The organism is Runella aurantiaca, assembly GCF_003339505.1.
GTDB lineage: Bacteria > Bacteroidota > Bacteroidia > Cytophagales > Spirosomataceae > Runella > Runella aurantiaca.
Window position 1 is genome coordinate 288,470 of sequence record NZ_QPIW01000001.1, and the last position, 24,166, is coordinate 312,635.

At 42.7% G+C, this 24,166-nt stretch carries 20 protein-coding genes; 4 read left to right on the top strand and 16 right to left on the bottom strand.

Translation table 11 applies throughout. The annotated features are described in order from the left end of the window. Positions 1-16 precede the first annotated feature (16 nt). The 11 genes from DVG78_RS01310 to DVG78_RS01365 all read right to left on the bottom strand — a co-directional run bounded on the left by DVG78_RS01310 (position 17) and on the right by DVG78_RS01365 (position 15,452). Positions 17-1,459, bottom strand: a complete 1,443-nt coding sequence (locus DVG78_RS01310) for a family 43 glycosylhydrolase (RefSeq protein WP_114459260.1) — start codon at positions 1,457-1,459, stop codon at positions 17-19. A gap of 41 nt (positions 1,460-1,500) precedes the next feature. Next, the gene (locus tag DVG78_RS01315) at positions 1,501-2,250 is read right to left on the bottom strand and encodes an acetylxylan esterase (protein WP_114459261.1); all 750 of its coding nucleotides are present in this window, start codon (positions 2,248-2,250) and stop codon (positions 1,501-1,503) included. Positions 2,251-2,442: 192 nt separating this feature from the next. Continuing rightward, on the bottom strand, positions 2,443-3,771 hold the full coding sequence (locus tag DVG78_RS01325) for an HlyD family secretion protein (RefSeq protein ID WP_114459262.1): 1,329 nt from the start codon (positions 3,769-3,771) through the stop codon (positions 2,443-2,445). Positions 3,772-3,822: 51 nt separating this feature from the next. Further along, positions 3,823-6,057: a peptidase domain-containing ABC transporter gene (locus tag DVG78_RS01330; protein ID WP_114459263.1), complete on the bottom strand. Its 2,235-nt coding sequence runs from the start codon at positions 6,055-6,057 to the stop codon at positions 3,823-3,825. 101 nt (positions 6,058-6,158) lie between these two features. Then, positions 6,159-7,460: a TlpA family protein disulfide reductase gene (locus DVG78_RS01335; protein WP_114459264.1), complete on the bottom strand. Its 1,302-nt coding sequence runs from the start codon at positions 7,458-7,460 to the stop codon at positions 6,159-6,161. Positions 7,461-7,467: 7 nt separating this feature from the next. Beyond that, positions 7,468-8,661, bottom strand: a complete 1,194-nt coding sequence (locus DVG78_RS01340; RefSeq protein WP_229598096.1) for a TlpA disulfide reductase family protein — start codon at positions 8,659-8,661, stop codon at positions 7,468-7,470. Next, on the bottom strand, positions 8,616-9,845 hold the full coding sequence (locus tag DVG78_RS01345; RefSeq protein WP_158549943.1) for a TlpA family protein disulfide reductase: 1,230 nt from the start codon (positions 9,843-9,845) through the stop codon (positions 8,616-8,618). Before DVG78_RS01345 ends, DVG78_RS01340 begins: the two co-directional genes overlap by 46 nt. Before the next feature lie 463 nt (positions 9,846-10,308). Continuing rightward, a complete protein-coding gene (locus tag DVG78_RS30595; protein ID WP_310586816.1) occupies positions 10,309-10,713 on the bottom strand; it encodes a TIGR04149 family rSAM-modified RiPP in 405 nt (134 codons plus the stop codon). An 82-nt stretch (positions 10,714-10,795) separates the two neighbouring features. After that, positions 10,796-12,208, bottom strand: coding sequence for a TlpA family protein disulfide reductase (locus DVG78_RS01355; RefSeq protein WP_114459267.1), 1,413 nt, complete (start codon positions 12,206-12,208; stop codon positions 10,796-10,798). A gap of 299 nt (positions 12,209-12,507) precedes the next feature. Further along, positions 12,508-13,815 carry a glycosyltransferase gene (locus tag DVG78_RS01360; protein WP_114459268.1) on the bottom strand — a complete coding sequence of 436 codons (1,308 nt, stop codon included), beginning with the start codon at positions 13,813-13,815 and terminating at the stop codon, positions 12,508-12,510. Positions 13,816-13,817: 2 nt separating this feature from the next. Beyond that, positions 13,818-15,452, bottom strand: coding sequence for a vitamin K epoxide reductase family protein (locus DVG78_RS01365; protein WP_114459269.1), 1,635 nt, complete (start codon positions 15,450-15,452; stop codon positions 13,818-13,820). Positions 15,453-15,801: 349 nt separating this feature from the next. Here DVG78_RS01365 and DVG78_RS01370 point away from each other — a divergent pair, with 349 nt between their 5' ends. Then, positions 15,802-16,167 carry a helix-turn-helix domain-containing protein gene (locus DVG78_RS01370; protein ID WP_114459270.1) on the top strand — a complete coding sequence of 122 codons (366 nt, stop codon included), beginning with the start codon at positions 15,802-15,804 and terminating at the stop codon, positions 16,165-16,167. Positions 16,168-16,330: 163 nt separating this feature from the next. Here DVG78_RS01370 and DVG78_RS01375 read toward each other — a convergent pair whose 3' ends face one another. Beyond that, positions 16,331-17,020: an NUDIX hydrolase gene (locus DVG78_RS01375; RefSeq protein ID WP_114070007.1), complete on the bottom strand. Its 690-nt coding sequence runs from the start codon at positions 17,018-17,020 to the stop codon at positions 16,331-16,333. Positions 17,021-17,122: 102 nt separating this feature from the next. Here DVG78_RS01375 and DVG78_RS01380 point away from each other — a divergent pair, with 102 nt between their 5' ends. Next, on the top strand, positions 17,123-18,418 hold the full coding sequence (locus DVG78_RS01380) for a hemolysin family protein (protein WP_114459271.1): 1,296 nt from the start codon (positions 17,123-17,125) through the stop codon (positions 18,416-18,418). 57 nt (positions 18,419-18,475) lie between these two features. Here DVG78_RS01380 and DVG78_RS01385 read toward each other — a convergent pair whose 3' ends face one another. The 4 genes from DVG78_RS01385 to DVG78_RS01400 form a co-directional block, all read right to left on the bottom strand. Further along, positions 18,476-19,225 (bottom strand): DeoR/GlpR family DNA-binding transcription regulator, encoded by a 750-nt coding sequence (locus DVG78_RS01385; protein WP_114459272.1) that lies wholly within the window; start codon positions 19,223-19,225, stop codon positions 18,476-18,478. 209 nt (positions 19,226-19,434) lie between these two features. Further along, entirely contained in the window at positions 19,435-20,658 is a 1,224-nt protein-coding gene (locus DVG78_RS01390; RefSeq protein WP_114459273.1) for an exo-beta-N-acetylmuramidase NamZ family protein, read from the bottom strand. A 68-nt stretch (positions 20,659-20,726) separates the two neighbouring features. Then, positions 20,727-21,632 carry an alpha/beta fold hydrolase gene (locus tag DVG78_RS01395; protein ID WP_114459274.1) on the bottom strand — a complete coding sequence of 302 codons (906 nt, stop codon included), beginning with the start codon at positions 21,630-21,632 and terminating at the stop codon, positions 20,727-20,729. Between the two features lie 63 nt (positions 21,633-21,695). Beyond that, positions 21,696-22,442: an SOS response-associated peptidase gene (locus DVG78_RS01400; RefSeq protein ID WP_114459275.1), complete on the bottom strand. Its 747-nt coding sequence runs from the start codon at positions 22,440-22,442 to the stop codon at positions 21,696-21,698. A 142-nt stretch (positions 22,443-22,584) separates the two neighbouring features. Between DVG78_RS01400 and DVG78_RS01405 the strand changes: the two genes are divergently transcribed. Next, positions 22,585-23,607: an aldo/keto reductase gene (locus DVG78_RS01405; RefSeq protein WP_114459276.1), complete on the top strand. Its 1,023-nt coding sequence runs from the start codon at positions 22,585-22,587 to the stop codon at positions 23,605-23,607. Positions 23,608-23,696: 89 nt separating this feature from the next. Beyond that, positions 23,697-24,140: a GreA/GreB family elongation factor gene (locus DVG78_RS01410; RefSeq protein ID WP_114459277.1), complete on the top strand. Its 444-nt coding sequence runs from the start codon at positions 23,697-23,699 to the stop codon at positions 24,138-24,140. Positions 24,141-24,166: the final 26 nt, after the last annotated feature.

Here is a 24,166-nt window from a genome sequence, read left to right on the forward strand (position 1 = left end):
AATGATAAAACGAACCTCAGTGAGGCCTAAAATTCCATTTAGAATTATCGCTGTTAAAATCAAATTCTGCCAATGTCGGTGTGCTGTCGCCTGAAGATACCAGCGCTAACTTTTTTCCTGAATTAAGAACTACCTTCGGCATAATTCTATAAGTACCATCCGTCAATTGATCGATGCGCCATAGCTGTTCGGGCGCGCCCGTAAATGCTGGTACTGTTATTACTTCTGCATCGGCCGTGGCCGCCAATGCCCGCTCTGTACCTGCCAATACAATTTTATAATAAGGTCCGCCCAGATACCCTGTCGTATCAGGCGCATCGGTGATCGTCCATTGTTGATGGGGACGGGACATGTAGTCGCCTATCCTCAAGTTAATGTTACCTGCGGGCCAGTTTTTCATTACGTCGGCTAATTGCTGCGCTGGAACGGGTTTTATGGGTTCATTATTAGGCTGGTTAAATCCTCGTGGTGCATTTGGCATTCTGGTAAAATCAACGGCCAACTCTAAGCCATAGCCTCTGCGTACGGATTCGATTTCATAGGTGCCTTCTTTAAACTTTTCTCCTGCCACAGGCCATCCATCTTTCCAAACCACGGGGAGAATGCCTAATACGCTTCGCCCCCCCTGCGCTAAATCAGCTTCGTAATGGAGGGACATTTTTTCAACGCCTTGCTCCAAAATGATGTGTCCAAAATGCCCTGGGCCTATTAATCCTCCACGGGTAGCCACCACCATTTTACCGCCACCTTCCAACATACTTCTTCCAACATTGTCGAGGTAAGGGCCGGTTATTTTTTTTGAACGACCCACCACCACATTGTAGGTAGAGTTGGCTCCGTCGCAACAACTGCCATGCGTGGCAAGCAGGTAGTACCAACCGTCGCGGTAGACTAACGTGCTGGCTTCACATACGATGGCTACATCGACGGGTTTATTGCCTGCCTTGAGTTTTCCCGTTTTGGGGTCTAATTCTATCAGACGGGTGTAACCGAAATAGGTACCGTAGGTGAGCCACAGGCGTCCGGTCGTCGGATCCAGCATCACGCCGGGGTCAATGGCGTCGTTTTCTTCGTAGCCATCCGACGTTGCTACGACAATCGGTTCAGAATATTTAAAATCAGGAGACTTTGGGTCCAATGTCTTGTTCCACATGGTCAGAATCGCTCCTTTGTGGTTGGGTGAACCGCCGGTTGCGCCATAGATGACAAGGTAACGCTCCCCGATTTTGATGACATCCGGAGCCGCACCGCCACCCGGTCTTACCCCGCCACCATGCCATGTCCAACCATCGTTGGAAATTAATCCGCCACCGCCCGTGCCGAATGTGTAATACTTGCCGTCACATTCAGCGATGGTTGAGGGGTCATGGATAAAGGGTCTTCCGACCTGTGCAGTTACGGTTTGTGTTATTAATAAAGCGAATAAGGTTGTCAGGCCGGGTATGTTGACTCTTTTCATGTACTAACTTGTTGTAATTAGCTTAAACAGACTACTTTCTATTATTCGTAACTGATGCTGAGGTTTTTTACGGGTGTTCCTTTTTCATCTAAAAAACGAACACAGAAATTAGCCATCCCCGGTCCGTTTATTACCGCCCCTCGGACGATGTTCTTTCCCTTTTTTAGCGTTAACCGTGCAGAGGTGCCATTATCGGCAATCATATCCCTGTCGCCGGAAAGCAGCAAGGCTTCCTGACCATTCAGCCACCACATGCTTCCGGAATTGCATCCAGCAGCCATCCTGACGTTTTTGATTTCTTCGGGGCAATCGATGACCGTCACAAGCCAGACAAGTATGCCGTATTTGGGTTTGTTAAGGGCGTAGGTAAAATGGTATAAATTAAAGTTGAACGCCTTGCTGTCCAGCGCATACCACTTCAGTTCCTGATTTCCCACTTTTACCGTTTCGCCATTTTTGGGAACGGTGGTGTAATCGCCTGAAAAATTATCGGTAGAAAATGTTGTTTTGAGGTAGTTGTCGGTGAATATATTATTTCTGACAATATCTTTCTTTACTGGTTCCAGCACCAGCCAACGTTGAATAAACCCCTTGGCATCTGGTGCTTTTGCGGCGGCAGAAGCGAGCGTGAAGTGTTTGGACAAGGTATGGGTCGTATCGCCTTTTATCGGTATGGGAGGGAGGGGTATTCTTGGTCCTGGACCCGGGCCCTGTGCCAAAGCACTTATTTGTAATCCTGATAAAACGACAAAAATGATAACCGAACACAAGGTCTTGAGTTTGCTGTTCATTGCAGATTTCTTTCGTAATGATTGTTGCTTCTACATTAAGCACAGTTTACGAAAACCTACTCAACAACGGGGCTAAAATGGATCTTGGCTCTATCGGCCCATTAATTTGGTGATTGCCAAATGCAAACTCATCCAATCTCTCAATGACTCCTTTGGTTATGAATTGATTACGGATATTGTGTTTATTTGAAGCTATCGCCTGTTGATGAGCCTTTTTACTTCATAAAACATCCGTTCTGCCACACGTAACTCTTCGGTGACGATTTCGGCTGAGGCATTTAATCCATTTTTGAACGGAAGCGTTTTGTGCGAAGAGGTCTGTAACCCTTTGGGCAAAGAGATGATGGCCCTGAAAGTACTGTCGGAGGAGGGTATGCTGGCAATATGTTGAACTTTTCCTTCGACGATTCCGAATTGCTCATACGGATAGCTCTGAAACTTCACCAATACCCGCTGTCCGGGCTTGACTTTCCCTGTATTGGTTTGAGGGATGTGCGCCTCCCCAAAATAGTTTTTCTGCGAAGCTCCAATGTGAAACAGAATCTCATCATTTTTAACATTCTGGTCTTCCTGCCAAAGCGCCGCAAAAGACACGAGACCATCTTTGGGTGCGATGAGCAAAAAACGGGCTTTCCATGCTCCAATTGCCGCCCGTAATGTGCTGAGTGCTTGGGCAAATTGTGCTTTTTGGTCGTTGGCCTGTTTGCTGAGTTCAGCCAATTCCTTTTGTTTTTGGGTTTGTGCGGTTCGATTGCCAGTGAGGCTCATTTCTAGTTGCTTCAGGGGCAATTGTTTAGCCAAGTAATTTCGTTCTTCACGGTTGTATTCTACGGGGGCAATTACTTTCCCCGCAAAAAGTGTCTGGTGCATTTTAAACTCTTTTTCGGCCAAAGCAAGTTCCTTTTTTTGAATGTCAAGCTGCTCCGCCAATTGCTCACGGTTTTGTTGTAAATCGGTCAGTTCGGCGTGTAAGAAATTGGTTTTTTGGAGGAGGTAGCCATTGGCAAAAAGCGTAGCGGTCTCGGAAAACTGTTGCATAAATGTTTGATAGTCGGCCTGTAACTCCCCCAGTTGACGAAAGTCTCCGGGGTGGAAAGAAGCAAGGGCTTCAAAACGTTGTGCTTGTACCCACTGGGCCAAGGTTTCCAGTTGTTTCTCCAGCGTCAATACTTCGCGGTGCGAAGCGGTGCTTTCCAAATAGGCCAACAACTGCCCCCGCTGCACGTGCTGATTATCTTTAATCCACACTTTGACCAAGCGACCGTTGGTTTTGGCTACTACTGGTTTGGGTACGTCATCGGACGTGAGCCGAAACGGGGCGATGACTAGCTCGGGGTAGTGAATGAACCAACTTAAACCTATGATTCCAACCAAAATCACGAGAAAAAGTGTATTGCCCCACCGAACAGCCCACGGGGGAGTGTGGCCAAGCACTTCTTGAATTTCTTCACTGCGAAGTTCTTCAAACAGCGCGGCACCTTCGGGGCGGTCGGTGAATAAGTGATTTTCCTCCTTTGTCATTTCTATTATTTTGTCATTTCGTAGAAATCCAACCCCTTTCCCTTCAATGACTCACAGCTCCAATTGATTCTTTACCAACTGATAGTAATCGCCCTGCTGTGAGGTTAAGGTCGAATGCGTCCCAATCTCCGTTATTCTGCCTTTGTCGAGCACCACAATCTGGTCGGCATTTTTTACGGTGCTCAGTCGGTGCGCTACCACGATGACTGTTCTGTTTTTGAAAAACGCGTTCAGGTTTTCTACAATCACGGCTTCATTGTGGGCATCAAGTGCGTTGGTAGCTTCGTCGAAAAAAATGTATTGCGGGTCTTTATAAACCGCTCGGGCAATGAGTAAACGCTGCTTTTGCCCCTGACTGACCCCCATACCTTCGGCGCCGATTTTGGTATGAAAACCCAGCGGTAATGATTCGATAAAGTCGAGAATATTGGCGACTTGGGCGGCCTGATAGAGTTTTTGGCGGTCAATGATTTCTACACCCACGGCGATGTTGCGGGCAATGGTGTCTGAAAAAATAAATCCATCCTGCATCACTACACCGCATTGTTTGCGCCAGTATTTGTGACTGATGTTGTTTAACCCCACGCCGCCGATGAGGATTTTGCCTTGGGTAGGGTCGTAGAAGCGCAGCAATAATTTCAACAGGGTGGTTTTGCCGCTACCACTCATGCCCACAATGGCGGTGGTTTTTCCCTGCGGAATAGTCAGGTGGATGTCGTTCAGTACGGGATCGTTGCCCGCTCCTCTGTACGTAAATGACAGTGATTGCATAGAAAGGGTGTGGGAGGTGGGCAGTTCCACTAAGCCCTGCCCCGTCTCTTCGTCTTCCAGTTCGTAGATTTCATTCAATCGTTCCAAACTGATTTTGGCATCCTGACCCGACTGCACGAGGCCGATGAGTTGTTGGAGTGGCGCGTTGACTTGCCCGATGATGTACTGCACCGCCAGCATCCCACCCAGGGTAATCTGCCCGTTGATGACTGCTTGGGCCGACAGAAAAGTGATAAAAATGCTTTTGCCTTCGTTGATAAACAACGCTCCCGCCTGCTGCCACTGCGATACGGTCAAGCCTTTCATGCCGAGTTTGAACGATTGGGTTTGCAGTTGTTCCCACTGCCAGCGCATGGGAGTCTCCGCACCCGCCAAACGGATTTCGTGCATTCCCTGAATGAGTTGCACCAAGGTGCTGTTACTCTTGGCGGAGACGCTGAAACGCTGATAATCCAATTTTCGGCGAAATTTCAAAAAAAGCACTACCCAACCCGCGTAGAGCAAAGCAGACAGCATCAAAACCCCAAAAATAGTGAGATTATAAAAGGCCAATACCGCCCCGAACACCAGTAAATTGAACAACGAGAAAAGGGTATTGAGGGTTTGACCCGTAAGAAACTGCTCAATACGGTGATGATCTCCAATCCTTTGCATTATATCGCCAAACTGTTTGGTATCGAAGAAAGACAGCGGCAAACGGGTGAGTTTGATGAGAAAATCGGAGAGCAGCGACAGATTGAGCCGCGTACTGAGGTGCATCAACAACCATGAACGTATAAACTCTACCGAGGTGCGTCCTACGGTCAGGGCCAACTGCGCCAATAAGACCAATAAAATAAACGAAGGGTTGCGGGTTTGGATGCCCACATCCACCACCGACTGCGTCAAAAAAGGAAAAATAAGCTGCAACAAACTCGCCACCAATAGCCCCATGCCCAACTGCCCTACCAAACGGCGGTGTTGGTACATGTAGCTCCCAATACGGCGCACTCCCAGTACCTTATTGGGAGCGTCTTGATTTAGGTTTTCTGCATCAAAAGCTGGAGTAGGCTCTAAAAGTAACGCCACACCCATTTTCTGGCCGTTAACAATCGTTGTAGCCCAGTGTTTTTCAAACTCCTCACGGGTGTAGGTAATTAGGCCACGGGCGGGATCGGCGACTTGAACCTTAATTTCAGAAAGTTGCTGCTTTATTCGTCTATATAAAAAGGAAAAAGGCTTTACACCAACCCTACAAACCACCACGAAATGATTCTGACCCCAATGGACAATACACGGGAAGGCGTTTTCCTGAATGAGTTTTTCAAACGGAATTTTAACCGCAACTGTATGAAACCCAATGCTCTCGGCGGCTTCTGAAATCCCCAATAAATTGACCCCATCTTTGCCAATCTGCGTACGTTCCCGCAACTCCTGCGCCGAATAGCTCCGCCCGTAGTACTTGGCCACCATGCGTAAGCAGGTAGGTCCGCAATCCATGGCATCGTGTTGCTTATAAAAGGGAAAGGGTTTCATAAGCCTTTAAAAATTTGGTTACCATACGCAGGCACGTAAGTTGAAAGTTTCGGTGCACCGTGAAGGAGTTCCTGCGTATCGAATAATGATTTAGAAAGTAACTATTTGATAATATGAATGATTTTTTCATTAAAAACTTTAAAGTCGGATTCTCTTAGTAAAATTTTCCCATCATTATCAACTAATAAGTACAGTGGGATGGCATTAATTCGAAGAACTTCCGAAATAGGACTATCCCAACCCTTTAAATCTGACAAATTCACCCAGTCAAGTTTGTCTTTTTTTATTGCATTTAACCATGTCTCTTTCTTTGTGTCAAAAGAAATACCATAGATTACAAGCCCTTTTGTTTTGTATTCCGTTTTTAATTTTTTTATATTAGGTGTATTTGCTCTACAAGGTCTGCACCAACTAGCCCAAAAGTCAATTAAAGTGTAATTGTTTTTATGATAAGATATTTGACTCGTATTGCCATGTATATCATTTAATACAATATCAGGCATTTTCCACCCCTGCCTAAATCCTGTGACATTTGTGTTGACGTTTAGTGTTGTATCTATTAGGAGAGTATCACCATTGGTAGATATATTTGAAATTTTAAAATATTTAGATTCTATTTTTACTGTATCTCCAATCTCATAGGATGTCTTATCGGGATGAGATGAAAAATTAATCTGTGTGTTAGATTTTGTATATTTAGCTATTGGAAATGTATTGTTTAATTCAAAAAATATTTTATGATTATTGAAAATAAAATGACCATATTTGTGCTCATCTAAACTTATTAGTACTAAAAATTTATTTTCAAGTAAAGAACTGTATTTGACTACATTGTCTGAAAAAATGAGCTCTACGGATAAGGTTTTTCTTGTTATATTTTTGTTTAACTGGGCTTCGAAGTTTATTGAAGTTTTATAACTTTTGTCTTTGTTTAAGTAGATAATGCTATCATTTTGAAAATTAAAATCTCTGTCTTTGTCAAAGATTAATAATTTTTTTCCATCTTTATTTACCCCAATTAATAAATCGATAAAATGATTGATTTTTCTTTGAGAAAACTCAGGGGTTTCTATTTTTTTTATTAACCTTTCATATTCTTCTTTATTTATTTTATTATTATTGAAATCATCAAGATGCATTTGTTCTGGTTGAATAGAATGTCTTTTAATGATATACTCTGAGACATTTAAAGGGATGCCAGTGTAATTTCTAATATCTGCTCTTAGATATAATTGTTTTATTCCTTTGTCTAAATCCTGTAACCCATGTTTTGTGTTTAAGGGAATCTTTATAAGTTGGCTTTTTGCACAAAAAGATATTGAAAATAAAAAAAAGAAAAATTTCATCTTTACCAATCTGAGTGCGCCCTGCACTGAGTAGCTCCCGTAATACTTAGCCACCATTTCCTAATTAAGGTTTACTATTAAAAATTTCAGCTAGTTTTTTGTCCAAATTTTCTCCCCGTATATTTTTCGCAAGGATTTTACCATCAGGCCCGATCAGGAAGTTTTGAGGAACAACCTGAATGGCATATTGCTTTACTATATCGGCATTCCATTGTTTCAACTCCGAAACATGAGTCCAGTCAAGGTGGTCTTTGTGGATGGCTTTTAGCCAGGCTTCTTTCCCGTTAGGTCTATCTAATGAAACACCTAAAACCGTAAAATTTTTGTCTTTGTATTGATGAAAGTTCCTGACAATATTCGGATTTTCGGCCCGGCAGGGTCCACACCAACTCGCCCAAAAATCGACCAATACGTATTTTCCACGAAAGCTGCTCAAGGACACGGCTTTCCCCGAAGTATCCGGTTGGGTAAAATCAGGAGCCAATGAACCCACCGATGTGGCTTGAATAAGAGCCAGTTTTTTTGCGTACGCTTTGCCCAGTTTACTGTTTTTAATGGCCTCGGCCAGTGAGCTGAACATCGGTTCCAATTCAGAAAAATCGGGAGCATTCCAATCTGTATATTGATCTAAAACATATAGACTCAGCATAGATGTTAAATTCTCTCGAATAAACTGTGCTTTAATTTTTTCCTGCTTATTATAAACGACATCTTGCTGCTTCTCGAAAGCCTCATTAAACCCTTTCACCTTTTTCTGTTCGGGTGTAGCTACCTGATATTCCTTTTCTAACAGAGCCAATTGGTCGACTGTCGGTTTAAGCATCATTTTAAGCTTCTGATTGTCGATGTTCATGGGTGAGACCACCACCGCATTTTCAATAGAGTCAGGACTCGTTACAGAAATAGTGCCAGGTTCTAAATAGAAACGGATAGATTTTTTACCATCAGATAGCCACGCATAGTGTGGTTGATCAATGATTCCTGTCACAATAAATTTCCCATTATTAACTTGGGCAGAATCTGTATATCCTTTGTTTCCAATTCCATAAATTACATAAGCTTTGTCTGTTAGGTTAACACTCCCTAATTTTCCTTCAACTCTATATACGTTGCTCTGGGCCCAAAGGAATGTTGGAATCAGGAGAATGGGAATTAGTAAAAAAGGTTTCATGTGAAGTTGTTTGTCTTTGAAATCTTTAATCAAAACAGTTTTTAGTTTAGTATTTTCTCTATTTCTTTTAGCTGTTGTTCTCCGCATCCGCGAGAAAGAATTTTTCCCGATTTATCCAATAATATAAAGGTAGGGAAACATTCTACTTTTAGCTTTTCTACTAATTTTTCGGGGTTCTTTTTAGCGTTATTTTCAAATTTATGAACCCAATTCATTTCTTTTTCTTCAATGAATTTCTTGACTTTTTCAATATCTTTATCATGTGCAATGCTTATTAATTCAATTTGAGTTTTGTATTTCTGGTAAAAAACTTTGAGTTTTGGAAGCCCTGCAACACAAGGCGCACACCATGTTCCCCAAAAATCAAGTACAGTATATTTGTCAATATCTGGCACTTTTACATTTTCTTTGAAAACATCATAAAAATCTAAAGGTTTTATAAAATCTCCAGGGTAAATTCCTTCATGGTTATTGTTTACAGAATAAATTGACAAATTCAATGAGTCCCCAAACATCGAGATGGAGTTTACTTTTAAATAAATATTTTCATCTAAATTAAACTCTCTTCCGATAGTAATTTCAGGGTCTATTTTACGATAAATTGTTTTAAAATTATTGTTGTCAGCTAATAACAATATAGCATTTTCGTAACTTGCAGCAAAGCCCCAGTTGTGAGGTATTTGAAGTTCATATTGGCTATTTTTATACGTAAAACTTCCTATTTTATGCTCACAGATAACATACGACAAATACAATAACGTATCTATAGGGTCAGAATGAGAAAATGAAGGATTTATTGGCAAAATCTTAACATTTATTTGCTTTTCGTGTATTTTATTATTCAAAAAATATTCAAATTGAAGAGTTGAAGTCCTACACGAGTCTAAGGAAAATTTGTTATTCAAAATATCTACATTATATAACAATAGAGGGTCATCAGAAAAATCATAATTGTTGTTGTTATCACAAATTATAACTTTCTGTTTATTTTCATTAATTAAGCCAGACAGAATATGTGTATGACATTTAATAATATAAGGACTTATCTCTAACTTTTTAATATTATATTTTTCAACAAGATTTTTATACTCTATTGAATCGATTTTATTTTCAAGATAACTTTGGTAAATACCCTGCTTTAAATTGTGAGTAATACGATACACCTTAAATGTTTTTAAAGTATCAGAAATACCTTTCAAAAACGAATAGTTTGTAATCTCTTTACAACCACGAAACACCTTCTGATTACCAATATCTTTAATTGTTTTCATCTGTATCATCCTACTATCATTCGTTTGGCAGAAGGAATGAACCTGAAAAAACAGTAAAATAATACAAATTATGTAACCTTTCATAGTACTAAAAAATTAGAGTTGAATACCAAATTTGCAAGTAAATTATTTTTAATCTACTTGCAAATTTGGTGATGATTAATTCTTAAAGTGGAGATTGAGGACAGACACTCCATGAGTCGGATCCACATCTACAACCGCCGTCTCTAAGAGGGATCCCGCCTCTATCATCATGGTCTTGTGCATAGCATCTTACCCCTTCTGCACATGGGCCACATTTTACAACATTTTTTCCATCTTTACATTTTGCTTCGCAACTACCTGCAACTATTCCGCCACTGTCATACCCACCTCTAATTTCTTTCATTTGACTTCTACTAAGCTGTAGATTTGCCAATTGGAGCATTATTTTTTTCATGAGCGATTTTTTATCGTTAGTATATTAGCTAATAGGAGGACAACAGTTGCGTTCTAACTCATTGTTATTAGAGTCATAAGACACACAACAACTATTTTCTGCGCTACATTTAGAACCTTTTTTGCACTCAATACCCTTATTATCACCACCACCACAATCGTCTGAACAGGAGGCCGCCATACCGCCATAACCTCCTCTAATACTCTTCATTTGACTTCTAGACAATACATGCTCAGAAAACCGGATTAATACCTGTTTCATCTTTTTAACTTTTTTAGTTAGAAATTTATTTGATTTTACTTGGCCAAGTCGTAGGTTGGAAAACTGTTTAGAAAATAGTGTAACCGATTTTGGTAAGTGGGGTTGTATAGTACCATTTTTATTTTGATGGATCGGGTTGTTTCGGTGGTGAAATTTCTTTTTAATTATTTGCCATGAAAGACGATTAGTGTCCTATTTTTAAAATAACCTTTTTATATCTTATTATAACAAAGTTATCATTTTTATGCAGCTAGTCTATCGCTTTTTGTATTACTTTTAGTAAGTCCTGTCCATCATTATATCTTGGTCTTGGAGGGTTCACATCAAAAAACAAACCGTTTTTATCAATAATAAAATAACTTGGCAGTCCCATAATTCCGTAATCTTTAGAGACAGAGCTTTTAAATCCACCTTTTAATCTAATATGAGTCCCCATGATGTCCCACTTATTAATTGCTTTTATCCAATCTTCTTCTTTTTCATCTAATGAAATACTTAAAAAAACAACATTGTTGTCCATATTCAAATCTTCTTTTATTTTTTTGATATACTTTACATCAGTAATACATGAACTACACCAACTTGCCCAAAAGTCCAGCACAACTACTTTGCCATGATATTTTACCAGCTTCGAAATGGAGTCACCTCCTAAGTCAAATGCTTTTTGTCCGTGACGGATACTTGTTGACTTAATTTGTCTTCCATTTAAGAAAGGAATAAAAGAACTAGCAGGATATGTATTTGCATAGTTTTCATAGAGTTTGTTATTTTTTTCATTTGACCCTTCAGTTCGAAACTTGTCAAAGAGTTGATAGGCAAATTGATACTCTGCTACCTTAGGCGTATAAATACTGCGTTGAAAATCTATAAGATTTGACATAGATTTATTCCCGAATAACGTTTTTACATCTTTGTAGAGTAGGGTTGAAAGTGCATCCAAGTATGCCACATAAAAAAGTGACTTTGCCGTTGTGTCATTTTGATCAGGCATCATGTACAAAAAAGCCTTAAGATTATTTGGCAGTGACCAAAGAGAATAGCTATTTTTATTTTCTGAAATAAGAGGTAAAAATCGAGATTCATTGACATCTCCTTTTATATCGGCATATCTTACTTTGAAGAATAAATGGCTAAGATGTTTTGAGTATGATTGTAACAATTTCAACTTGCCATTTTCGATAGAATCAATGAAATGATATTGGTCTTCTATGGGTTGTTTTATTCTTTTCATGTACTCACTGGTCCAACTGTCCCATTTTCTCAAATCTTCTGTATAGTAGTTATATTTCATAGAGTTTACACCTTTAAAGCGTAAAGTTTCAATGAAATTTTCAGCATTAAAAGACAAAGTAACACTATCTTTTGGTTCTATTATCCAATTGCGAAATACAATCCCTGAAGTATTGCCATGTTGAAAATGTATATATGCTATATCATCTAAATTCAACTTTAAATTAAATTTATTGGACTTATCTATACGAATATCAATCAGTTCCCGCTCTCCAACAAGTCCGTTTCGTAGAATAATAAAAGATACAGTAGAATCTACGGGGTTTTTTATTTCACCATTTATAAATGTATTCTGTGAAAATATTTTTATAAATGGAATAGAAAATAACCAAATTAATAAATGTGTTTTTGAAAAAACAATATCTTTAAGCATAGTGAAAATATTAGATTTTAGAGGTAAAATTAGATGTAATATTACCCCTAAAATAATGAAAATTAGCTACAAACGTGTTGATCACTATTAGGGGCTGTTGCTGAGCATAAGCATCTGGTAGGGCACCCTAATTCACATTTTTGTTTGGTTGTATAATATGTACCGGGGCAGGTTCCCCCACCATACTCCTCCCCTCCTTTTACCGCTTTCATTTGACTTCTGGTCAATACATTCTCAGAAAATCGCATCAATACCTTTTTCATGTTTTTAATTTTTTTTAGTTGGAAATTTATTTGATTTTACTTGGCCAAGTCGTAGGTTGGAGCACTGTTTAGAAAACAGTGTAGGCGATTTCGGTATGTTGGGTTGTATAATACCGTTTCTATCTTTATTTTGATGGATTGGGTTGTTTCGGTGGTGAGATTTCCTTTTAATCCTAAACCATGATAGACTACCCTTTCGGTATTACCAAAATGGTCTGCTTTATGGTTTAAAGGGCATAATAACATGGGCACTCCTGCCTGCAAACATTCACAAATACTGTTGAGACCGCCGTGGCTCACCATCAAATCACAATGCTGTAATAGGTCTAACTGTGGCACATTTTCTAAGCAGTAAACGTTATTGGCATTTCTATTTTTGATAAAGTTTGTGGATACAATCAAGCGTATATTGGGCATTTCCTGTATCACGGTTATTAGTTTATCCAATGCTTGTAATCCCGTTGCGTTATTATTCAAACCAGTAGTTCCAAAATTGGCATAAACTATCTTAATAGCCGGGTTTTGGAGTTTCGATAGGTGTAATTGAGCCATCAATTGGCAGTAACTTTCACCCAAAAGGTGGCTTTCGTTTCGCTCAAAAGAGATAGCCTCGTAATACTCTCCTGCTTTGGGCTTTTTCCACGGATATTCCAATGCTTCGGGATAGGTAATGAGCTTGGGCAGGGCTTTCACGGCAGGATAAAAACAGTGGTTGTCATCAAACCAATCTAAATATTTTTTTCCTGTTTTTTTAGCCAATTTTTCTAACAACCAATGGTCATCTTTGCCCAAAAAAGCTATTTTTTCGAGCCATTGTTTCCACTTTCTTTTCAAGAAATGTACCTGCCACCCTGTCCAAGCACGAACAATAGCCCATCCGTTACGGTTGGCAAGCCAGCCTTCTGTCAAAGGTGGAATACCTATCTCTGGATAAGAAGAAAGTTTGGTATTGAGTATCATCTTAGTACATTCAACCTGCCATAAATAGAGCGCATAATGTCCTAAGTGGCTATCTATCAGCAGTATTTCAGGTTGTAATTCGTCGGCTAATACTTGTATTGCTCTTACTTCTTCCCAAAAAGTTCGGTATCGCTGTATGCTAAAAGGCTTGTTGAGCAACGTCTGGATCAACAAGGCAATCAATGCCCTAAAAGACAAGTGTTTATAAGCACTGGCATAACGCAAAGGCTTAAATACAAATCCCTCGCGCTCAATCAGCGTTTGGTGTGAACTGAGACCCGTAAATACCACCTCATACCCTTGCGCTTTTAGTTGACGCGCTTTACCGAAGCCAACAAAATAGTGGCTCGGATAGGGCAATAGGATAAACAGGGCGGTTTTCATGGCTAGGCTATTTTTTGCTCCAAATGGGTAAGCATATTCGCACTTTGTACCAATCCAAAGACTTGCGGTACTTCATATCCATTTACAAAAAACGTAGGTGTAGCTTGTATATCAGCTTTTTGGGTCCACTCGCAGTGAGCGGCTATTACGTTTTCGGGTATGTTGCTAGTATCAGCAGGATAGGCCTTAGCCCAAGTATCATAGTCTTTTTTTGCTTGAGCATACCAAGCGGCAATCCCGTCCTCTAACTTTTCGTGAGTAGATCCTAATGCCATCATGTGTTTGGCTACTTTTGTCTTTCTGCCATCGGAGTCATGGCATACAGTAAACACTATCTGTGCTTTTACTTGGGTGTTTTCGGCCAATACCTCTTCCAATTGTAGATGTGCATTGGCGCACGGCCCGCAGTAAGGATTGGTCACCATCGTAATGGTATGCTCCGCAGCGGGATTCCCTAAAATAATCGGTTGTAAGTCAGCCGGTACGGGCGGCATTTGTTTTTGTTTTGCTAAAAGTGCATTGAAAATAGCCGGATTGTTCTTAAACCGCCGCAATTCACCTCGCCAACGCTCCGCCTCCTGCGATTTTTGAAGCAGTGGTTTGATGATCAGCCAGAAGAGGATGGGGAGTACAAACGCAACAGCCAAGCCCCCTAGCCCTGCGAGGGTCCGACCCCAAAGGGAGAACATATTTATTTCCCCTTTGAGAGTTAAGAGGCTACTTAGACACTCTGCCCAAATCACCACCTGCACCGCCACACACAACGGGCACCACTGCTTAGCTACGCGCCACTGATACCAGATAGACCAGAAAGTATAAGGCAAAGCCAACATTGAAAGAATGATGAGGATATTGAACCCCTCTCCATTTGGAGAGGGATTTAGGGTGAGGCTTATCCACCCACCCATAAAGTAAAAGAATCCGACTTCGCTCCAGCCCAACCAAGGTGTGATTTTGGCGGCGGGAGAGGTAAGGATGTGGTTGCAGTCGGTGTGGTTGTTGAGGTGGCAGAGGGAGTCGGTAAAATCATTGGGTTTGCCATACTGCACCGAAAGCAGCAAGGCCGTGAGTAGTACCCCTATGGCTTTGAGTCCCAACAGTAACCCGCTGGATAGATTGGGGCTTTGGAATATGCCCGCAATGGTCAGCAGCGCAAAACCCGCGATAATCAGCGGCCAACGGAGGCTTTCAAGTTGTTCCTGACGGCGTTTGGCGGCGTAGTCTTTTTCTCCCGAGGCTTCGGTAGGTTCGGCAATAAACACCACCCCCGACCATTTTTTGAGAAAATCTTCACGGGTTTCGGTGATGCGTTTTCCTTTTTCGTTACGGTAGATGAAAGTTTCGTCGGTAGCCCTTTCTACAAGGACAAATGTGCCCCCGTGGGTACGCAAGTGCGCTATATACGGTACTTGCAACAACGCCAACTGCTCGGCGTCAATGCGCAGGGCGGCGTTTTCGATGTGATAACGGTCGAGGGTATCCCCCAAACTCAACAGGCTGGGGTAATCGGGGTGCTGTTCGAGGGTGTTGCGCAGGGTGGTCAATGTAACGGATGGCTGTAGGTTGCGTAGGTATGTCCAGGCTACGCCCAATAGGTTTTCGCGCTCGGTAAAGGAATGGCTAGTTAAGTTAATCATACAAACAGTAAAATAGCTTTGTCCATGTGTATGCTGTTTAGGCACTACAAACCTAATCGAACTTTGTTCATCATCTTATCAGGATTTTTTATAAAATTATCAGAAATCCTGATAAAATAATTCAAAAAAATCATGTAATAGTGTTACAACTACCGTTTGATAAATATTTGAAAAATAATAAATATGTTTTAGGATTATTTACGTTACTTGAGATTGAATACGTGATACAGCACAATTTGTATTCATACGTAGTGGAAAACTCTTTGATTTTGGCGAAACCTTTTTTCTAACGACCATAGAAATGTAGGAACCCTATAATATCACTTGACAAATCCACAAACTGAAAAGTATGAATATTGGAGACAAACTACGCAAACGTCGTAATGAATTGGGCTTCACGCAGGAATGGGTGGCTATGGAGTTGAGCAGCCAAGGGAAAAAAAACATCAGCCAACCCACCTACAATAATTGGGAAAATGGCAAATCCTTTCCTTCTATTGAGCAGGTGCAGGCACTGACCAAAATCTTGCGTATCAAACTTTCCTATTTGGTGTCAGATACAGATACAGATACAGATACAGATACAGATACAGATACAGATACAGATACAGAGAAGTGGCGGGTTATGGCGGAAGAATACGCCGAAAAATGCCGAATGTTGGAGAAGATGAACGTTATATTGTTGAAAGAAAACGAAAAGCTGCGTGAGGCGTAGAAAAGGTTAAGTTCATAAAAAAACAGCAAGCCCATTCTGGTGAGAGAATAAGCTTGCTGGTATGTTCAAGAGTCAGAACTTTTTCAGGCACACCTGCCTCCGATTTACATTTCGCGGTTTACCATTTTTCGCGGAGCCGCCCGTACTGTTCCTCATTCCCGCACTAATCCACATCCACTTCCTGCCCCATAAAGCAGTCCACCACGTAGCGGATGGAGCTGAAGGAGTTGACGAGCGCTTTGCGGGCTTCGGGCTCGCTCATCCACGCCAATTGTTCAATGCCTTCGTCGTGCTGGGGAGCCATTTTGGAGTCGTCCACGCAGCGCATCCAATACCATTTGGTCCGTTTCAGAATCAGTTGATTGTTTTGGGTATAAGTGTGCCAAGTGGTACAGGTTTTTTCGATAAGCTCGGCTTTTACGCCCGTTTCTTCTTCTACTTCGCGGAGGGCTGCTTTTTTTGATTTTTCATTGTCGTCGAGTTTGCCCTTGGGCAAATCCCACACGCCCCGCCGAAACATCATCAGCATTTTGTTGTCTTTGGTCACAATGCCGCCCGCCGCTTTGATGATGGTGTAGATTTTTTTCAATCTTTTTTCCACGGCTTCGCGGTCTTTGGGCACCAAATAAATGGATTGTAGCTCGGGCAGGTCGTAATTGTTCAAAAAATGAAACAATTTTTCGGCCGTAATCGGTGTGGCGTTCAGAATGAGTAAATGCCCCTTTAAACTCGCCACCTTCAGCATTTCGAGGTGAGCGTCAATGATTCGGTCAAAAGTAGCCCGATTGGAGAGCCCCTGAGCCGCTTTTTCGCTTAAAATTCGGACCGGACGGTCTTTGATAAATATAATCATAGGAGTAGTGGGGCTTTAATGCCGACAAAATTAGCAAATGGGTTTGTTTTGGATAGCAAATACTTTTGATAATTTTGCAATTGTACCAACCATCCCCCATACGTGGAACTATTTGTTATCGTTCTACTCGTTCTTATCAACGGTATTTTCTCCATGTCAGAAATCGCGCTGGTCTCCTCGCGAAAGTCTAAATTGGAAACTGCGGCACGAAACGGTGACCGGCAGGCCAAACATGCACTCGAACTGGCAAACTCCCCCAATCGCTTTCTCTCGACCGTCCAAATCGGCATCACCCTCATTGGAATCCTGAACGGGGTATTCAGCGGTGAACGCATCACGACCGATTTTCAGGCCTACGTTGAGCAGTACGAATTATTGAAGCCTTATGCGCATTCCATCGCCGTAGGTGGCGTTGTTTTGTTTGTGACCTACCTGTCGTTGGTTTTGGGAGAACTCGTGCCCAAGCGCATCGGTATGTCCAATCCAGAAGGCATTGCCAAGTTTATGGCTACGCCCATGAATTGGCTCTCCAATCTTACGTCGCCGTTTATTTGGTTGTTGGCCAAATCCAGCGATTTGTTTATGAAAATTCTGCGGATTACGCCGCAAAACCAAGCCATTACGGAAGAAGAAATCAAGACCATCATTCAGGAAGGCACCACGGGCGGGGTCATTGATGAGATTGAGCAGGAAATCGTGGAAAATGTCTTCCATCTGGGCGACCGGAAAATCACGTCGTTGATGACCAACCGTCAGGAGGTTACGTGGTTGGACTCGGCCGATGACCCCGAAGAAAATAAGGCCCGAATCATGGAATCCAAACACTCCATTTATCCTCTTTGCAACGATGGGATTGACAATATCGTTGGGCTGATTTATGTGAAAGACTTGCTCGGCGGTGATTTGGATGAGCAACTCACCCGACTGGAGTCGCTGGCCCGTGAGCCGCTGTATATTCCCGAAAACAACAAAGCCTATCAGGCCTTAGAGAAGTTTAAAGTGAGCCGGGTGCACTTTGGTATCATTGTCGATGAATACGGTGCCATGCTCGGCATTGCCACGCTCAACGACATTTTGGACGCGTTGGTGGGGGATTTGTCAGAAACCGATGAGTTTAACTACGACATCGTAGAGCGCGAAGACGGTAGTTTTCTGGTGGATGCCCAGCTTCCGTGGGAAGATTTTATCAATCATTTTGACATTACGATACAGCAGAAAAAAGAATTGACGGGCTTCAACACCCTTGGAGGCTTTGCCTTGCATATTTTTAAGGACATTCCCGATACGGGTGAGCACTTCACGTGGCAGGACTATCGGTTCGAGATTGTCGACATGGACAAAAGCCGTATCGACAAAATACTCGTCCAAAAACTAAGCGCAGAAGAAGAAGGTGGGTAATACTCTTTCAGGCGGTGATGTTTAAACCTTGCAAAGCTTTGCAAACTTTTGCAAGGTTTAGATAATTTCAATCCCTTTGTTACGAAAATCGTTCAACGACGGGTCGGAGGGCTTTAGACTCGTCACCAAAAAACCAATCTCATGCAGGTCGCATACCTTGTAGGTTTCTATGGTATGAATTTTTTCAGTAATGGCACAAATCGCTACTTTTTTAGCTGATTTTGCCATTTTTTGTTTTAAGACCGATTCTTCATAGTTGCGCAGCGTAACCCCGACATTTGGGTCTAACCCATTGAAACCCATGAGGTAAAGGTCAACCCGCAGGTGTTCAAGTTGGCGCATGGCTTGGGTGCCTACCGTGATTTGGTAGCGTTTGTGGTAGGTGCCTCCCAAGAGGATTGTTTCAATTTTGGGATGTTCATTCAGCACAATGGCAAGTGGCAGGCTGTTGGTAATGACGGTCAGTTCCAGGTTTTTGGGGAATTGTTCGGCAATGTGGAAATTCGTGGTGCCGCCGTCCATCAATATCGTTTGATGATTTTCAAACAGTTTTTGGGCTTTTCGGGTCAGATGCAATACTTCCTGATTGTCGATGCCGAATCCTTGCGTGGTTTTAAAAGATAAATAGGAATTAGCCACTGCCCCACCGTGTACTTTTTTCAGTAACCCCTTGTCTTCCAGTTCAATAACGTCTCGTCTGATGCTGTCGTACGAAACGTGCAGCAGTTGACTCAACTCCACTAAGTTGATTTTTTGGTCACGATTGAGCTTCTCAATAATGAGCCGTTGGCGTTCTTCTTTTATCATAGGTCAGTTAAAATATACTTCAATAAATACTTAAAAATTCATTGAGAGTGATTTCTAAAAATATCTTGCAAAAAAATGCAAAAAAAAGTTGCATTAAAACAAAAAGATTGCATATTTTTGCATAGTTGTTTCAACCACAACTTAACCTATGATAAAACATCCCTCGCGCTACCTTAGGGGTTTGTGTAGCTGCGAGGGATGTTTATTTTTTAAGGGTACAGCAAATATTTCTTTCGCTTGATTTTGAAGTCTCCCAGACCAGGTTCCCAACTTTTACGAATCTCTTCTTCTGATTTACCCGCAATAATTTGCTGCTTTAAGTTTTCTGTCCCCGCCAGTTTATCAAAATTCCCCATTTGTTTGCTTTGACTCATGTCAAAAAACTTCTCTTTGAGGGGATACGCTGCGTACAGCTCCATGAGCCATTGTAAGTTTAATTTCTTGGTTTTCAAGAAAGTAGCGGTGTCATACTTCCGCAAATCCAATCCATAACAGTCAGTATCCTGATGCAGGGGAGTTTCGCTCATGCCTTTAAGACTGACTGGTTTGAACGAAAACGCGTATTTCCCTTTCAATAAGGGTGCTCCTAGTACCGTGAAAGGCATGTAGGTGCCGCGTCCCTGACTCAAAATGGTGCCTTCAAACAAACAAACACTGGGGTACAATAGAATGGATTGCTGTGTATTTAAATTGGGCGAAGGCGGTACGGGGAGGACGTACGGCAGGTCATGCGTATAATTGGCTACTTTGATGATTTTTAATTGGCATTTCAGCCCGTTGGGCAACCAACCTTCACCGTTAATCATTTGGGCAAATTCTCCGATGGTCAGACCGTGGCTGATGGGAATGGGAAAAATTCCGATGCCTGATTTCAGGTGCGGCTCCAAAATGGGGCCATCCACGATAAATCCGTTCGGGTTGGGGCGGTCCAAAATGAGTAATTCTTTGTCGTTTTCGGCACAGGCCTCCATGACGTACGACAGCGTATTGATGTAGGTATAAAAACGAGCGCCTACGTCCTGCACGTCAAAAATCATCAAATCGACGTCGGCCAAGTGTTCTTTGGAAGGTTTGCGGTTTTTGCCGTAGAGCGAAATCACAGGAATGCCCGTGGCGGGGTCTACGCTATCATCTACTTTGGCACCATTGCTCGCATTGCCCCGAAAGCCGTGTTCAGGCCCAAAAATCTTGGTGATTTTGACTCCTAATTTGTACAGGCTATCGACACAGTGTTTTTTGCCAATGATTGAAGTTTGATTGACCAGCATTCCAATGCGTTTTCCTTTCAGATAGGGAAGGTACACGGAGGTTTGGTCGGCGCCCGTAATGATGCTTTTTTTTGCATTTTCAGGTTTTGGTACGGTAGTAAATGCGGCAAAAACTGCCAAAAACACAGTGGCAACAAAAAGGGACAGATAAAATGACCGTTTCATAAAGTAAAAAGCAGGATTGTTTGAGGTGGAAAGTTACAACAAATGGGCGTCCCCTCAAAGATACCTACTTATTTATGGTCTTCATTCGTCCCCACCTGTACGGAGGTCGTAGAGGCTGATGGGTGTTGAAAAGGTGTGATGACCAATTCGCGAACCAAATCTGGATGAGAATACGAAATCAAATGACCCGCATTGGGCAAAAAGATAAATTGAGCTTCTTTTTTGGCCAGTTTCATGCGGGCAAAATCAAGATTTGTCGGGTCTACAATCCAATCTTTGCCTCCTTGCACCACGGTCGTGGGTACTTGGAGCTTTGGCCATTCGTCTGCTAGTTTTTCTAATTCCTTAGCGTGGGCAAATTTTTCAAACGACGCCAGATTTATACGATGCGGCAGCCACATCCTAACTACCCACCATTTGGCGGGCTTAGAAAACCACCAGAATTTTTCTTTGGTGGGGTCGATGGCGGGGGCCAGCATCACCAATTTATTGAATCGCTGGGGATTGAGTATCGCAATTTTGGCCGCAATGGGTGCTCCGTAAGAGCGACCAAGCAACACTCCTTTTTGACGGGAATGATTGAGCGACAAGGCCAACGCGGCCGCCCGGGCCTGCAAATCAATGGACGTCACGATGCGTTTTTTACGGTGTTTTGAATGATTATACCCCAGTCGGTCAACGGCAATGATATGGTATTTGCTCTGCAAAATGCTGTCATCCACCATGTTGAGGTATCCGTACCACGCCCCCGGTGCTCCGTGGATGAGCAACAGCGGCGGCAGCGTATCGGCACCTGTGGTGGCGACAAACAGCCGAAGACTGTCGTTTTGAATGGTATAATAAGTAGGTCGAACGGGTTTGTTTGCGTAATGCTTGCGAAGGTCACGTTCATTTTTGCGCCACGAACGAAAACAGGAAGAAAGCCCCCAGCACAATCCGCAAACACAGGCCCAAAGGCATATTTTTCTTAGCATGAGAATGGTTACTGTTTAGGTTAATTCAGCGATGGTTATTCGCAATTGTTGCTTTATAAAACGCTAAAATAGCGACAATTGTTGTTGGGATAATTCAGGATAAAGGTGCGGCTTGCTTACTTCTGGTACATTTGAATCAGTTTTACGATTGCTAATCAACCGACCGATTGTAAAAGATTCCATCAGACTATCGTCCAGCGGACGGGCTATTTCTTTCAGGGCCGAGCTGTCCAGATCAGATTGCAACCAAAGAGATTCACTGCCGGGCAATAAAAGCAAAGGCATTCGCTGCTTGGTATTGTGAATACGCGCCATCATGGGATTGGCTTCCGTTGTGATAATGCTGAAGGTGTTCCAAACATCATCGGCGAAGTCGGGATTGTGCCAACTTTCCCAGATTCCCGCCATGGCAAAAAGCGGTTGATTGCGCAGCCGAATGTGGTAAGGGTATTTTTGTTTGCCCACAGTCTGCCATTCAAAAAATCCAGAAGAAGGTACAAGACAACGCTGAGATTCTCGAAGGGCGTATTTAAAAGACGGTTTTTGAGCCAGCGTTTCGACCTTAGCATTGAGCGTATTGGCCCGTATTTCTTCGGCTTCTTCTTTGGTTTTTACCCAACGCGGCACCAATCCCCAACGAAACAGTTGGAGGGTTTTCGGGGCTTGCGTGGTAATCACGGGCCAAGTAGGGTAATCAAAACCATTTCCGTGGTAGACAGGCTGAAAATCAGCTTGCTTAACTTCTGAAGTAGCTTCGAAACGTTTCTCTACTTCTGCAACGGTGGCTGTTAACGAATTGTGAAAACACATAATTAACCGAGTTTTATCCGTAATTTTGAGCAAAAACGCAGATTTGCGGGAAAGAAAAGCCGATTTTATCGGTCAGCTTTTGAAAGAGTAACGTCTCATCCAACAACGCGTGTGCTTTATTCACCTAACAAACTTCATCACTATGAAATTCAAATTATTGGGAAAATCAGGCCTTCGTGTTTCAGAAATTTGCCTTGGCACCATGACCTTCGGAACCGAATGGGGATGGGGCGCTGATAAGCATGAAAGTAAGAAAATTTTTGACATGTATGCCAATGCTGGCGGTAATTTTATAGATACAGCCAATCGCTACACCGAAGGAACTTCGGAAAAATTTTTAGGGGATTTTATCGCTTCCGACCGCGACCATTTTGTGCTCGCTACCAAATATACCCTCATGGACCGCGACGGTGACCCCAACTACGCGGGAAACCATCGCAAAAATATGGTTCGTTCGCTCAACGAAAGCTTAAAACGCCTCAATACCGATTATATCGACCTGTTTTGGGTTCACATGTGGGATTTTACCACACCCGTAGAGGAAGTCATGCGCGGATTGGACGACTTGGTGTGCAGTGGGAAAGTGCATTACATCGGTATTTCTGACACGCCGGCGTGGGTGATTTCGCGGGCCAACATGCTTGCCGAACTGCGTGGCTGGAGTCAATTTGCGGCTTTGCAGATTGAGTATTCGTTGCTGCAACGGGGCGCAGAGCGCGATTTATTGCCCATGGCCAAAGCCCTCGACATGGCCGTAACGCCTTGGGGGGTGATTGGGGGCGGGGCGCTTACGGGCAAATACTTACGCGGAGAAGGCGGCCGCGTACCCGAAAACAGCCTCCGACGCAACGAACGTAGTCAGGATATTGCCCAAGCCGTGGTAGAAATCGCCGATGAGTTGGGCGTTACGCCCACACAGGTAGCCATCAATTGGGCCAGACAACGGGTTTCTAACGTGATGCCCGTCATTGGTGCTCGTCGTGTGGAGCAACTTCAAGATTCGCTGAAAAGCCTTGATTCGACCATTCCCGGCGAAATGATGCATCGGTTGAACGAACTCAGCAAAATAGAACTGGGCTTCCCGCACGATTTTCTTTCTTCGGAAGGAGTAAAACAGTCGGCCTTCGCAGGGATGTACGACCAGATTATTAATCACCGATTGTAATACAGCGGAGGCCGGACATGATGGAGAACGGTACAAGGAAATGTATTCTTTGTTCTTGTTATTTCATCGTCAAACGAATAACACCAATTATGAAATTAGCCATTCTGGAACGTTTAAAGGCGCATTTGGACGCTCGAATGCAGGACGCATTGGATGCCATGCAATCTGCTCAAAGCTCAGCCAACGAAGAAACCAAAAGCAGCGCGGGAGATAAGTACGAAACCGCCCGGGCCATGGCCCAAAATGAACGAGACCGCCATGCCCAGTTGTACGACCAGATTCGTCAGGAGCGCGCCGTGCTGGACCGCATCGACCCGTTGTTTCAGTTTCAGCGCGTAGGATTGGGTACGTTGGTCAAAACCACGGTTGGTTATTTTTTTGTGGCCGTGAGCGTGGGGCTGCTTGATATGGCGGGAACAAAAGTCATCGCGGTGTCGCCACAATCGCCGCTGGGCGCTTCGCTGATGGGAAAACAGCAAGGAGATAGCTTCCTGTTTCAGCAAAAGAAATGTCTTATTGAGGAGCTAGGGTAGTGGTTAATTTGTCTATCTTTGATTTA